Annotated in this window: 15 protein-coding genes and 1 tRNA gene; 13 read left to right on the top strand and 3 right to left on the bottom strand. The window is 73.3% G+C overall.

From position 1 onward, the window contains the following. The first annotated feature begins 95 nt into the window (after positions 1-95). The 3 genes from rpmF (at position 96) to BLU82_RS24120 (ending at position 1,892) form a co-directional block, all read left to right on the top strand. Entirely contained in the window at positions 96-287 is a 192-nt protein-coding gene (gene rpmF / locus BLU82_RS24130) for a 50S ribosomal protein L32 (RefSeq protein WP_197682427.1), read from the top strand. Between the two features lie 111 nt (positions 288-398). Continuing rightward, complete coding sequence (locus BLU82_RS24125) at positions 399-1,025, top strand: hypothetical protein (protein WP_092623546.1); 627 nt, start codon at positions 399-401, stop codon at positions 1,023-1,025. A gap of 18 nt (positions 1,026-1,043) precedes the next feature. Next, on the top strand, positions 1,044-1,892 hold the full coding sequence (locus tag BLU82_RS24120) for a uracil-DNA glycosylase (RefSeq protein ID WP_092623545.1): 849 nt from the start codon (positions 1,044-1,046) through the stop codon (positions 1,890-1,892). A gap of 44 nt (positions 1,893-1,936) precedes the next feature. On the opposite strand, the gene BLU82_RS24115 is transcribed toward BLU82_RS24120, so the two are convergent. Then, a complete protein-coding gene (locus tag BLU82_RS24115) occupies positions 1,937-2,272 on the bottom strand; it encodes a YciI family protein (RefSeq protein WP_092623544.1) in 336 nt (111 codons plus the stop codon). A 151-nt stretch (positions 2,273-2,423) separates the two neighbouring features. Beyond that, positions 2,424-3,236 (bottom strand): helix-turn-helix transcriptional regulator, encoded by an 813-nt coding sequence (locus BLU82_RS24110; RefSeq protein ID WP_092623543.1) that lies wholly within the window; start codon positions 3,234-3,236, stop codon positions 2,424-2,426. 67 nt (positions 3,237-3,303) lie between these two features. Here BLU82_RS24110 and BLU82_RS24105 point away from each other — a divergent pair, with 67 nt between their 5' ends. From BLU82_RS24105 to BLU82_RS24080, 6 genes are all read left to right on the top strand, one after another. Further along, positions 3,304-3,933, top strand: a complete 630-nt coding sequence (locus BLU82_RS24105; protein WP_092626223.1) for a flavin reductase family protein — start codon at positions 3,304-3,306, stop codon at positions 3,931-3,933. A 29-nt stretch (positions 3,934-3,962) separates the two neighbouring features. Then, positions 3,963-5,378, top strand: coding sequence for an NAD(P)/FAD-dependent oxidoreductase (locus BLU82_RS24100; RefSeq protein ID WP_092623542.1), 1,416 nt, complete (start codon positions 3,963-3,965; stop codon positions 5,376-5,378). A gap of 109 nt (positions 5,379-5,487) precedes the next feature. Continuing rightward, on the top strand, positions 5,488-6,777 hold the full coding sequence (locus BLU82_RS24095; RefSeq protein ID WP_092623541.1) for a cyclopropane-fatty-acyl-phospholipid synthase family protein: 1,290 nt from the start codon (positions 5,488-5,490) through the stop codon (positions 6,775-6,777). Continuing rightward, complete coding sequence (locus BLU82_RS24090; protein WP_092623540.1) at positions 6,774-7,295, top strand: glycine cleavage system protein R; 522 nt, start codon at positions 6,774-6,776, stop codon at positions 7,293-7,295. Before BLU82_RS24095 ends, BLU82_RS24090 begins: the two co-directional genes overlap by 4 nt. Beyond that, entirely contained in the window at positions 7,292-7,837 is a 546-nt protein-coding gene (locus BLU82_RS24085; RefSeq protein WP_092623539.1) for a peptide deformylase, read from the top strand. Before BLU82_RS24090 ends, BLU82_RS24085 begins: the two co-directional genes overlap by 4 nt. 102 nt (positions 7,838-7,939) lie before the next feature. Beyond that, positions 7,940-8,013 (top strand) — tRNA-Leu (locus tag BLU82_RS24080). 86 nt (positions 8,014-8,099) lie between these two features. On the opposite strand, the gene BLU82_RS24075 is transcribed toward BLU82_RS24080, so the two are convergent. Continuing rightward, a complete protein-coding gene (locus BLU82_RS24075) occupies positions 8,100-9,083 on the bottom strand; it encodes a helix-turn-helix domain-containing protein (protein ID WP_157741226.1) in 984 nt (327 codons plus the stop codon). A 123-nt stretch (positions 9,084-9,206) separates the two neighbouring features. Between BLU82_RS24075 and BLU82_RS34415 the strand changes: the two genes are divergently transcribed. The 4 genes from BLU82_RS34415 to BLU82_RS24060 all read left to right on the top strand — a co-directional run bounded on the left by BLU82_RS34415 (position 9,207) and on the right by BLU82_RS24060 (position 12,109). Then, the gene (locus BLU82_RS34415) at positions 9,207-9,530 is read left to right on the top strand and encodes a hypothetical protein (RefSeq protein ID WP_157741225.1); all 324 of its coding nucleotides are present in this window, start codon (positions 9,207-9,209) and stop codon (positions 9,528-9,530) included. A gap of 248 nt (positions 9,531-9,778) precedes the next feature. Beyond that, positions 9,779-10,339, top strand: a complete 561-nt coding sequence (locus BLU82_RS24070; protein WP_092623537.1) for a TetR/AcrR family transcriptional regulator — start codon at positions 9,779-9,781, stop codon at positions 10,337-10,339. Positions 10,340-10,446: 107 nt separating this feature from the next. Next, the gene (locus BLU82_RS24065; protein WP_092623536.1) at positions 10,447-11,079 is read left to right on the top strand and encodes a carbonic anhydrase; all 633 of its coding nucleotides are present in this window, start codon (positions 10,447-10,449) and stop codon (positions 11,077-11,079) included. Between the two features lie 52 nt (positions 11,080-11,131). Further along, positions 11,132-12,109 (top strand): L-threonylcarbamoyladenylate synthase, encoded by a 978-nt coding sequence (locus BLU82_RS24060; protein WP_092623535.1) that lies wholly within the window; start codon positions 11,132-11,134, stop codon positions 12,107-12,109. Positions 12,110-12,174 lie beyond the last annotated feature (65 nt).

Here is a 12,174-nt window from a genome sequence, read left to right as displayed (position 1 = left end):
GACGGTGTCGGCCCCGGAACCGAGCCCGAGGTCGGCCGCGACCCGCCCCGTCCGGCGGCTCCCGACCGATCCGCTCGACACCCAAAGGGAACGACATGTCCAGTTCCATGTTCCGCAGGAAATCCCGCTCGAACGTCCGCCACCACCGGGCGCAGTGGCGGCGGGCCATCGCCGTGCCGCAGCTGGTGACCTGCCCCAACCCGGCATGCGGTGAGGCGGTCCCGGCGCACACGGCCTGCCCGTCCTGCGGCCAGTACCGCGGCCGCCAGGTGCTGCCGCCGCGCTGATCCCGGCGTCGTGCGGGCTCCGGCCGTCCGCGTCGGGGCCCGCACGGCCGAGCCTGCTAGCCTCCTCCAAACGATCACCACTTGGGTAGCGACGTAGGGGCGCTGAACGCTGTGGCCGAAGATCGAACCGACGAAGCCGGCTGGTTCAGCCGACACCACCAGGCCGCCTGGATCGCCGCCGGAGCGACGGTCGTCGCCGCCCTGGTCGGGGCACTGGTGCCGCTGCTCGCCTCATCCGACGATGACGACGAGCCTGCCGGCGGTACGGAACCCGTGGCGGCGCCGCCGTCGACACCGGCGTCGACGCCCGACCTCACCTCGGCGCCCCCGTCCGCCGATCCGACTGCCCCGGACCCCACATCGCCGGCGGCGGGAAGCGAACGCTGGCAGGGCCGCCTGCTGCTCGACTCCGGGCCGAAGGACCTGGACACGGCGCCGCCCGAGGGCGTCGGCTACTCCGACGACGGCGACATCTTCGTCCTGGGCACCATGCACGTCGGTGGATGGAACGACACTCTCATCTCCCTCTGGGCCGGCGCCCCGGCCGACCCGCCGGGCTACGAGGAGTGCGCCAGCACGATCGACGCGGAAGGAACCGATGGGCAGGACGTCGACGAGGACTCGGTGCTGTGCGTGCGCACCAGCGACGGGAACCTGGCCCGGCTGACGTTCCTTGAGAGCCAGGCGGGCTCCGACCACACGATCACCTTCGACGCGGTCGTCTGGGAGGGAGACTGAGCCGGGCACAATGAGGCGGTGCTCCTCCCACACCCGCTGACCGGCGACCCGTTCCCCAGCCCCGTCCCGCCGGGGACCGGCTGGCCCGGCGACATCGCCACCGCGGACACCCCGGTCGCGACGTCGGCCGAGGACGTGGCCCGGCTGGCGGCCGGGGCGTCGCTGGACGAGGTGGTCGCGGGGTCGTCGGTCTGCCGGGCCTGCGTACGGCTGGTGACCTGGCGCGAGGACGTGGCCCGGGAGAAGCGCAAGTCGTTCGCCGACCAGCCGTATTGGGGCCGACCGACGCCGGGCTGGGGCGACCCGCGGCCACGGGTCCTGGTGTTCGGCCTCGCGCCCGCGGCCAACGGCGGCAACCGCACCGGCCGCGTCTTCACCGGCGACCGCAGCGGCGACTGGCTCTACGCCGCCCTGCACCGCGCCGGCCTCGCCAACCAGCCGACGGCGACGCACGCCGGCGACGGGCTGGAGCTGATCGGGGCGCGCATCATCGCCGCCGTCCGCTGCGCGCCGCCGGACAACAAGCCGACGCCGGGGGAGCGCGACGCCTGCGCGCCGTGGCTGGACCGCGAGGTCGAGCTGGTGCTGCCGACGGTGCGCGCGGCGGTCGCGCTCGGGTCGTTCGCGTGGACGGCCGCGCTGCGGACGCTCGGCCGGGCCGGGCTGGCGGTGCCCCGGCCGCGGCCGGTGTTCGGGCACGGCGCCGAGGTGACGCTGGACCCGTCGGACGGAGCGTCGGCCGGGGCGGCGGCGGGATCGGTGCGGCTGATCGGCAGCTATCACCCGAGCCAGCAGAACACCTTCACCGGCCGGCTCACCGAATCCATGCTCGACGACGTGTTCGGCCGGGCGGCCGCCGCCCGCTGACCGTCCTCTGGGCGGGTGCGGGCCGGGGCGTGTACCGCCGGGCGTCAGCCGGGAAGCGTGCCGCTCTCGATCTCGCGGACCTCGACGCCGCCGCCCTGGCGCACCGCCGGGTTCCGCGCCGCGATGGCCACCGCCGCGTCGAGATCGGCCGCCTCGACGACGTAGATGCCCGCGACGACCTCCTTCGTCTCCAGGAACGGACCGTCGGTGACGCCGCCGGCTCGCACCGACCGCGCTTGCTCGCCCGGCTGCAGGGCGTACGCCGCGACCATGGTGCCGGCCTTCGCCAGCTCGTCGGCGTGCTGGTCGTGCGGGTCGCGCTCGGGCGCCGCGCCGGCCGGCTGGGCGGAGTCGTAGATCAGGATCGCGTAGTGCGACATGAGTGTCCTCTTCTGGTAGGTGCCGTCACCTGATCCGTCACGCGGGCACCGGCGAAAATCGACAACCGCGGTGAGAGATCTCTCGCCTGTCCGCGTTGACCGTTCGCCGCAGTGGGGTCTGGTCCCCGCCCGGCTGGGAGGGCTTCCCACCCTATGGGCGGGCACCGACAACGTCCGCCGAACTGGTCGTCGTGAGTGCACCGGCGGACGGCAGCGCCACCCCGAGCTGATCGCGCAGCGCGGCCCGGCCCAGGTCGGTGATCCGCAGCGCACGGGATCGGCGCGACCGCACCACCCAGCCGGCGTCGACGGCGTGGGAGCAGAGGGCCGCGCCGGCCGCTCCGGCGAGGTGTGGCCGGCGCTCGGTCCAGTCCAGGCACGACCGCACCAGCGGACGGCGCGACGCCGGGGGCCAGGGGCTGGCCAGGGTGGACAGCCAGCGGTCGCCGTCGTCGGTGAGGGTGAGGCCGCGGTCCCAGGAGATCAGGCCGCGCGCCGTCATCGCGTCCGTCACCGCGACGCCGAGCGCGCCGGCCAGGTGGTCGTAGCAGGTGCGGGCGGCGGCCAGCGCGCGACGCCGATGTGCCGCCGTCAGCGACCGCACCGGCGGCCCCGACCCCGGCCCCGGCCCCGCCGCGGCCTCCGCCGGGGCAGCCGCGGCCAGCAATTCGACGAGCTCGGCGGCGTCGTCGGCCAGCCGGAGGTAGCGGTGCCGGCCCTGCCGTACCTCGGTGAGCAGTCCGCCGGACACGAGCAGGTTGAGGTGCTCGGTCGCCGTCGACGCGGCGACGCCGGCGGCGCGGGCGAGCTCGGACGCGGTCCACGCCCGGCCGTCCATGAGCGCCAGGCAGATCGTCGCGCGGGTGCGGTCGGCGAGCAGCCCGGCCAGCCCGGCCAGGGCCGCGCCCGAGCCGGCAACGGCCGCGCCCGGGCCGCCCGCGCCCGCCACAGCGGTATCCCTCATGTCCACCATCATCGCCCCGCGACGCTTCGGCCGGCGCCGAACCGTCGCCGCCCTAGCGTCGGCGGGCATGGAGCACGTGACGATCACCCCGAGCATCCTGTACGTCGGCACCCCGGTGGCGCTGCTGGTCACCGAGAATCCGGACGGCTCGGCCAATCTGGCGCCGATGTCGTCGGCGTGGGCGCTCGGCCAGGTCGTGGTGCTCGGGCTGGGCACGGAGGGGCAGACGGCGGCCAATCTCGCCGTCCGGCCGGAGCTGACGATCAACTTCCCGAGCCCGGACCTGTGGCCGGCGGTCGAGCGGCTGGCCCCGTTGACCGGCCGCGACCCGGTGCCGGCGAGCAAGCCCAGGCACCGCTACGAGCCGGACAAGTTCGCGGCCGCCGGCCTGACGCCCGCGCCGTCCGACCTCGTCCGCCCGCCGATGGTGGCCGAGTGCCCGGTGCGGTTCGAGGCGACGGCCGCGGCGGTGCGCCCCGACACTGGCGGCGAGTTCATCGTGGTCGAGGCCGGGGTCCTGCGAGTGCACGCAAGACCGGACATCGTCGTGCCCGGCACGCAGCACGTCGACCCGGCGCGGTGGAGCCCGCTGATCTACAACTTCCGGCACTACTTCGGCCTCGGCGACGAGCTGGGGCACAGCTTTCGGTCCGAGACGCCGCGGGTGTGGGCGAGCGCACCGTCGAAGGGCTTGTGAACGCATTCACAAGCCCCTAGTCTGGAGGCATGAACGGGAGAGTCGGACGCACCGGAACCCCGCACATCCTCATCGTCGGTGGCGGGTACGTGGGCATGTACACCGCGTTCGGGCTGCAGCGCGCCCTCAAGCGCAGCCAGGCCCGCATCACCGTCATCGACCCGCGCTCCTACATGACCTACCAGCCGTTCCTGCCTGAGGCGGCGGCCGGGTCGCTGGAGCCGAGGCACGTCGTCGTGCCGCTGCGGCGGGTGCTGAAGCGCTGTGACGTCATCACCGGCGAGGTCACGTCCATCAGCCACGCCACCAAGAGCGTCACCGTCAAGCCCGAGATCGGCGACGACTACGAGCTGGGCTACGACATCCTCGTCGTCGCGCTCGGGTCGATCTCGCGGACGCTGCCGATCCCGGGCCTCGCCGAGGCCGGCATCGGCTTCAAGCAGATCGAAGAGGCCATCGCCCTGCGCAACCACGTCCTCGACCGCCTCGACGTCGCGGCGTCCACCACCGATCCGGAGGTGCGCAAGCGGGCGCTGACGTTCGTCTTCGTCGGCGGCGGGTTCGCCGGCGTCGAGGCGCTCGGCGAGCTGGAGGACATGGCCCGCTACGCGCTGCGCTACTACCCGCAGCTGCAGCCCAGCGACATGCGCTGGGTGCTGGTCGAGGCGGCCGGGCGCATCCTGCCCGAGGTCGGGCCGGAGATGGGCGAGTACACCGTCGTCGAGCTGAGCAAGCGCGACATCGAGGTCCGCCTCGAGACGCTGCTGGAGTCGTGCGTCGACGGCCACGTCGTGCTGTCCAAGGGCCGGCCGTTCGACGCCGACACCATCGTGTGGACGGCGGGGGTCAAGGCCAACCCCGTCCTCGCCGACACCGACCTGCCGCTGGACGAGAAGGGGCGGGTCCGCTGCCTGCCGGAGATGCGCATCGACGGCCTCCACGACGCATGGGCGGCCGGCGACAACGCCGCGATCCCCGACCTCACCGCCGGTGAGCCGAACGTCTGGACGGCGCCCAACGCCCAGCACGCGGTGCGGCAGGCGAAGCTGCTGGCCAAGAACATCGTCGCCGACCTCGAGGGCGGGGTGCCGAAGCCGTACAAGCACAAGTACATCGGCTCGGTCGCCAGCCTCGGGCTCTACAAGGGCGTCGCGCACACCTACGGCATCAAGGTGCGCGGCTTCGCGGCCTGGTTCATGCACCGCACCTACCACATGAGCAAGATGCCGACGTTCAACCGCAAGGCCCGCGTGGTCGTCGACTGGACCCTGGCGCTGCTGTTCAAGCGCGAGGTCGTGACCCTCGGCCGCATGCGGATGCCACGCGAGGACTTCCGCCGGGCCGCGCTGCCGCCGACGCCGCGAGCCGGCCGGCCCGCGCCGTCGAAGGAACGGCGCCCGGAGGAGAAGGCCACCACGGCGGGCGGACGGCTGCCGCGCGGCTGAGCCACCGCGCACAGCACCCGCCTGCCGTGGGCTGCCCCGGCCGAAAGCCGTGGCAGCGGCCCTGCCGTCTCGCTAGCGTGGCGGGAGAGGTAGGGACAGGGAGGTCGCCATGTCCACTGGGGGAGCGGCGGGACGCATCGCCGGACTGGTCGAGCGGCTGCTGGGACGGCCGTTGCCGCTGGGCATCCGCACGTGGGACGGCGCGCACGCCGGGCCCGCCGACGGCCCGGTGCTGGTCATCCGGTCCCGCAGGGCGCTGCGCCGGTTGCTCTGGCAGCCCGACGAGATCGGCCTCGCGCGGGCGTGGGTGGCCGGCGAGATCGACGTCGAGGGTGACCTCGACGCCGCGCTGACCAGCCTCGACGACACGCTGCGGGAGCTGGGCGGCCGTGGCCGGTTCACCGCCGCCGACCGCGCCGAGGTCATCCGGCTGGCCGTCGTCCTCGGTGCCGTCGGTCCGCCGCTGAAGCCGCCGCCCGAGGAGGTCGTGCTGGCCGGCGACCGACACTCCAGGCGTCGCGACCGAGCCGCCATCAGCCACCACTACGACGTCGGCAACGACTTCTACGAGCTGGTCCTCGGCCCGTCGATGACCTACTCGTGCGCCTACTGGGCCGACGACGCCACGCTCGAGGACGCCCAGCGGGCCAAGAACGAGCTGATCTGCCAGAAGCTGGGGCTGCGCGCCGGCATGCGGCTGCTCGACGTCGGCTCCGGCTGGGGCTCGCTCGTCCAGCACGCCGCCGAGCACCACGGCGTCGAGGCGGTCGGCGTCACGCTGTCGGTGCCGCAGGCCGAGTACGCCAAGCAGCGGGTCGCCGACGCCGGGCTGTCCGACGCCGTCGAGATCCGCGTTCAGGACTGGCGCGACGTCGCCGACGGCCCGTTCGACGCCATCGCCAGCGTCGGCATGGCCGAGCACCTCGGCGCGGCGACGTGGCCCGAGTACGCGACCCGGCTGTACAGCCTGTTGCGGCCCGGCGGACGGCTGCTCAACCACCAGATCGTGCGGTCCGGGCGGCCGCGTGCGGGCGGGCTGGCGCGGCCGCGGCGCACCTTCATCGACGCGTACGTCTTTCCCGACGGCGAGCTGATGCCGATCGGCGACGTCGTCGGCCGCCTGGAGGCGGGCGGGTTCGAGGTCCGCGACGTGCAGGCGTTGCGCGAGCACTACGCGTTGACGCTGCGCGCGTGGGTGGCGAACCTGGAACGCGGCTGGCACCGCGCCGTCGAGCTGGCCGGTGAGGGACGGTCGCGGGTGTGGCGCCTCTACATGGCGGCGTCGGCCGTCTCCTTCGACGCCGCCCGCATCGGCGTCGACCAGGTGCTGGCGGTGCGCCCACATCGCGACGGCCGAGGTGACCTCCCCCTGGTGCGTCCGGTTGGATGGAGCCTGTGAGCCTCATCGCCGTCACCGTCATCGGACACGACCGTCCCGGCATCATCGCCGACGCCACCGCCGGACTCGCCGGTCTGGGCCTGAATCTCGAAGACTCCACCATGACCCTGCTGCGCGGTCACTTCGCCATGATGCTGATCTGCTCCGGCGACCGGTCGCCCGAGCAGGTGCGCGAGGCTCTGGCCCCGCTGGCCGCCGACGGACGGCTCCAGGTGTCGGCCGCCGCCGTGCCCGACGAGGACGCCGCCGGGTCGCGGTCGCTGCGCCCGTACGTGCTCACCGTCCACGGCGGCGACCGTCCCGGCATCGTGTCCGCCGTGACGGGCGTGCTGGCAGCGGCCGGCGGCAACATCACCGACCTCACGACCCGCCTCACCGGCGACCTCTACGTCGCCGTCGCCGAGGTCGACCTCCCCGCCGACGCCGACGCCGACGCCGTCGCCGCCTCCCTGCGCGAGGCCGGCGCCGAGCCGGGCGTCGGCGTCACACTGCGACCGCAGGAGACCGACGTCCTGTGAGCATCGCCGACTGGACCGAGGCCGACCTCGGGGTGCCCGGCCGCGTCCTGACGGTCGTCGCCGCACCCTCCGCCGTCCTCTCGACGGCGTCGCCGCTGGTCGACCCGTCCTCGCCGGAGGTCGTGCAGCTGGCCGCCGACCTCGTCGCCACCATGCGCGTCTCTCCCGGCTGCGTCGGCCTCGCCGCCTGCCAGGTCGGCGTCGCCGCCCACCTCTTCGCCGTCGACGTCAGCCAGCACCCGAAGACCCGCACCACCCACGGCACGTTCGTGCTCTGCAACGCCGAGGTGGTCGAGGCGACCCGTAAGGAGAAGGGCCGCGAGGGCTGCATGTCCGTCCCCGACCTCACCGGCGACGTCAAGCGCGCCACCCGGCTGACGGTCCGCGGGCTGCTGCCCGGCAGCGGCGAGGAGTTAACCGTCGAGACCGACGCGTTCGAGGCCAGGGCGTTGCAGCACGAGATCGACCACTGTGCGGGCTTCCTCTTCCTCGACCGCGTGGCCGGCGCCCACGCCGTTTTCCCGCGGCAGACCTACCTGTAGCCGTCCCCGGTGCTCAGACCGGGTGACACGTGATCCAATCGTGTCCGATATGGGAGGGTTCGTCAGGAGACAGGCGGCTCGCCGGGCGCGATACTGTGTGCGGCCCCCGTAGCCCAATCGGCAGAGGCACTGGCCTTAAAAGCCAGACAGTGTCGGTTCAAGTCCGACCGGGGGCACAGAGCAGGATGCACACCCTCTGGCCTGCCGGTTCGACGCGATTGGCGGCCTGCTGCGTCTCCGTCGCTTCGGCGACGGCCGAGGCTCAAGGCCTGTCACCGACGGGGCGGTGGGTTGCGGTTCCACCGGCGGTTGCCTCGATCACCGCGAGTCCTGCCGAGGTCAGGACCTGCACCACGGCCTTGCCCTGTCGGTAGCTGCTGATCAGGCCGGCGCGACGCAGGGCGGAGGTGTGTGCGGAGGCCGAGGCCGGGCTGATCCCCACGGCCTGGGCCAGGGACGTCGTGCTGTGAGCGGCGGCCAAGGCGTGGAGGACCTTCGCGCGGGTGACGCCCAGCGCGGCCTGGGCGCCGTCGTGGACGGTGCCGGATTCCGCGAGCCAGACGGCATGGGGAACCGGGTAGGACAGGGTCGGGGTGTCCCATCCGAGGGCGAGGCCGGGGCGGGGCCACACCGACGGCATGACGCGCAGGCCTCGCCCCGACAGGTCGATCTCGGCGTGCGCCGGCCCGGCGACCTCGAGGACGCCCTGGGACCAGCGGATCGACGGATGCAGGCCGTTCAAGGTGGCGGCGATGCCCTCGCGCGCGAGCTGGTGGGTTCGGCGGCCCAGCTCCGCCTGGAGGGCTCGGCGGTGGACGTCCGACAGCGAGGCCATCACGCGATCGTGGTAGGCGCGCATCGCGGTTCCGAGCCGGCGCAGCGCTGCCGGGCGGCCACGGCAGAGGTCGTCCACCCACGGCGTCAGACGTCTCGGGCTCTGACCAGCTTGGATCTCTGCCCGGATCCGTGCAGGCGGGGTGGACTGCACGATGTCGACCGCTTCGTCGATGTCGTCGACGAGTTCGGGGGCGAGGAACAGCGGCACGTCGCCGCGGGCCGGGACGAGCTCCCAGAGGCATCGAGCCCGGTCCGGGATCCGGCCGTTGCGGGAGCGCCACAGTCCGCGGTAGGGATGCCCCACCTGCTCGAGAGCCTGCAGGCTCGCCGGCATCTCTTCGCACCGACCCGGTAGGGCGAGCGTCGTGCGCGCGAGATCATCGACCGTCATCCGGAGCCGCAACATCACTCGCACCTCCTGGCGCTCAGAACGATTCGTCCGGAGCCGAATCGTTCGCATCCCGATCACGGCGGTCGCTACGGTGCCGGCGCGGCCAGCCGCCGTTCCCGACACTACCGAGGAGGCCCCATCATGCGTTCGATCCGGATCCTGCGACCGATGCGCTCCGCGCTCGTGGCCGGCGGACTCGTCCTCGCCATCGTCCCTGCCGGCGCCGTCGCTGCCGGCGCGGCCGGGAACACCCCGGAGAACGCGAACTGCCTCGGCGTCGTGACGTCCCAGCGTGCCGTGGCCCACCACGACCTCGGCGAGCATGCGTCGGAGCAGGAGGAACCACGGCAGGGCATCGGGAACATCACGCGCGAGATCCTCGGCGAGGACGCTCATGTCGGAGACTTCGGCGCCTTCCTCGGGGAGATCGACGGGGACGACGCCACGCAGTGTCCTCGACCGTGAGTGCGCTCATGACGCGTGCCCCGTGCCGATGCGGGAGTAGACCATGGGTGAGATTCACGTCCACGAGTTCATGAGCCTCGACGGCGTCATCGACGAGCCGACCTGGACCGCCGGCCATCCGTGGGATGCCCGAATGGGTGACCGGCTGCGCGCGGTGACCGACGGGGGCGCCGCCGGTCGGTGCGCGTTCTCGCGGCGCGCGTCCCCGGGGGCGCTGCTAGCCTCGGAGCTCAGCGGAAGGGTGACGTGTGGCAGCGGCCGGTGCGCGCGAGCGCATACTCACGACGGGTTACGAGCTGTTCTCCCGTCGCGGCGTCCGGGCGGTCGGTGTCGACGAGGTCATCGCCCGCTCCGAGGTGGCGAGAGCGACGTTCTACCGCCACTTCCGGTCCAAGAACGACCTCATCCTGGCCTTCCTCGCCCGGCGGGAGCGGGACTGGACGCTCGGGCTGGTCGAGGCGGAGTCGTACCGCCGCGGGTCGACGCCGGAGGAGCGGTTGCTGGCCATCTTCGACGTCTTCGACGACTGGTTCAACGGCGACGATTTCGACGGGTGCTCGTTCATCAACGTGCTGCTGGCGATGGGCGCGGAACATCCGCTCGGGGAGGCGAGCATCGAGTACCTGGCCCACATCCGGGCGATCGTGGCCGAGCGCGCCGAGCAGGCCGGCCTGCGTGACCCGGACGCGTTCGCCCGGTCATGGCACATCCTGATGAAGGGCTCCATCGTCACGCGCGCCGAAGGCGACCACGAGTCCGCACGACGCGCGAAGGAACTCGCCCACCTCCTCATCGAGCAACACCGGTAGGCACGCACTGCACGCTGGGACGCGACGAACACTTGGCCCGGCTGGGAGCCGGCGTCAGCATGCGGTCGCGTAGACGGACCTTTCTGTGCAGGCCGTAGGCTGCGGTCATGACCGAGGTCCAGTCCCTGACACCGCGTGCGGCTTTCGAGTTGCTGCTGGCCGGCAACCAGCGGTTCGTGGCCGGCAGTCCGGAGCATCCGAACCAGAACGCCGCTCGGCGCGCGGAGACCGCGCCGGCGCAGCATCCGTTCGCGGTGCTGTTCGGCTGCTCCGACTCGCGCCTGGCCGCCGAGGTCATCTTCGACCGCGGGCTGGGAGATCTGTTCGTGGTCCGCACGGCCGGGCACGTCGCCGGACCGGAGGTGCTGGGCAGCATCGAGTTCGGGATCAGCGTGCTGGAGTGCCCGCTGCTGGTGGTCCTGGGCCACGACGCCTGTGGTGCGGTCGCGGCGGCCCGATCCGCTCTGGACGGGGGTGCGCCGGCCGCCGGGTACGTCCGCGATGTGGTGGAGCGGGTCACCCCGAGCGTGCTCGCCGCCCACGCCGCCGGGTACCGCGAGGCGGAAGAGATCCTGGACGAGCACGTCCGGCAGACGGTGCAGCTGCTGCTGGAGCGTTCCCGGGTGCTGGCCGAGCGGGTGGCGAGCGGACAGACCGCCGTGGTCGGGTTGCGCTACCGGCTGGCCGAGGGCAGCGCCCGGCTGGTGACCGAGCACGGCCTCGACCTGACCGATGCCTGACGTCCCACCTGTGCCCGGAACACGCGACCAGCGGGACGAGAGGACTGCGAGGATGCCCGCCACAAGCGAGGACATCGCCGAGGCGGCCCGGGTGCTGGGCAGAGGCGGCCTGGTCGCCTTCCCGACCGAGACCGTCTACGGTCTCGGCGCCGACGCGGCGGACGCGGCCGCGGTCGCGCGCGTCTTCCAGGTCAAAGGCCGCCCGGCATCGCACCCGCTGATCGTCCACCTCGCCGGCACCGACCAGCTCAGCGACTGGGCCGGCGACGTGCCGGACGTCGCTCGCCGGCTGGCCGAGCGCTTCTGGCCGGGGCCGTTGACGCTGGTGCTGCGGCGCGGCTCCCGGGTGGCGCTCGAGGCGACCGGCGGACTGCAGACGGTGGCCGTGCGCGTACCCGCTCATCCGGTGGCGCTCGCGCTGCTGGCGGCCTTCGGCGGCGGGGTGGCGGCCCCATCGGCCAACCGCTTCGGCTCGGTCAGCCCCACCACGGCGGAACACGTCCGCACCGAGCTCGGTGACGGCGTCGACGTCGTCTTGGACGGCGGGCGCTGCGAGGTCGGCGTCGAGTCGACCATCGTCGACGTTACCGGCGACGTCCCCGCCGTCCTTCGACCTGGCGGGGTCACGCGCGAGGACCTCGAGGCACACCTCGGGCACGCGCTCGCCGTCCCCTCGACCAGCCGCGTCCGGGTGCCGGGCCAGCACCCGTCGCACTACGCCCCGCGGGCGCGGGTCGTGCTCGTCCCGGCCGAGGACGTCATCGCGGAAGCGGAAGTCGCGCGGCAGCGGGGACATCGCGTCGGTGTCCTGGTCCCGCCGTCGGCCGCGGGCGTCGCGGTGAAGGCACACGCCCAGATCGCCGTCCCGGCCTCGACGGCCGCTTACGCGCGCGGGCTCTACGAGTACCTGCGCGAGTTCGACCGGCAGGGCTGTGACCTCATCGTCGCGTCGACACCGGCGGACGAGGGCCTCGGACTGGCGATCGCCAACCGGCTCCGCCGCGCGGCCGGTCCCCGACCCGCCGAGTGACGCAGCGCGCGTCGGCGGCGGCGTGGCCCTCTGTCGCCGTACGGCCAGTGACGCCGGTGGGCCGG

This window comes from Jiangella sp. DSM 45060, from assembly GCF_900105175.1.
Taxonomy (GTDB): domain Bacteria; phylum Actinomycetota; class Actinomycetes; order Jiangellales; family Jiangellaceae; genus Jiangella.
Note: the sequence above shows the minus strand (reverse complement) of the source record. Positions and strands in the feature narration are given on the sequence as shown.

Excerpts from the sequence above, each read along its gene's own strand:
- rpmF (WP_197682427.1), top strand. The coding sequence starts at position 96 with ATGTCCAGTTCCATGTTCCGCAGGAAATCCCGCTCGAACGTCCGCCAC.
- BLU82_RS24115 (WP_092623544.1), bottom strand. The coding sequence starts at position 2,272 with ATGTCGCACTACGCGATCCTGATCTACGACTCCGCCCAGCCGGCCGGC.
- BLU82_RS24110 (WP_092623543.1), bottom strand. The coding sequence starts at position 3,236 with ATGAGGGATACCGCTGTGGCGGGCGCGGGCGGCCCGGGCGCGGCCGTT.
- BLU82_RS24105 (WP_092626223.1), top strand. The coding sequence starts at position 3,304 with ATGGAGCACGTGACGATCACCCCGAGCATCCTGTACGTCGGCACCCCG.
- BLU82_RS24100 (WP_092623542.1), top strand. The coding sequence starts at position 3,963 with ATGAACGGGAGAGTCGGACGCACCGGAACCCCGCACATCCTCATCGTC.
- BLU82_RS24095 (WP_092623541.1), top strand. The coding sequence starts at position 5,488 with ATGTCCACTGGGGGAGCGGCGGGACGCATCGCCGGACTGGTCGAGCGG.
- BLU82_RS34415 (WP_157741225.1), top strand. The coding sequence starts at position 9,207 with ATGCGTTCGATCCGGATCCTGCGACCGATGCGCTCCGCGCTCGTGGCC.
- BLU82_RS24065 (WP_092623536.1), top strand. The coding sequence starts at position 10,447 with ATGACCGAGGTCCAGTCCCTGACACCGCGTGCGGCTTTCGAGTTGCTG.
- BLU82_RS24060 (WP_092623535.1), top strand. The coding sequence starts at position 11,132 with ATGCCCGCCACAAGCGAGGACATCGCCGAGGCGGCCCGGGTGCTGGGC.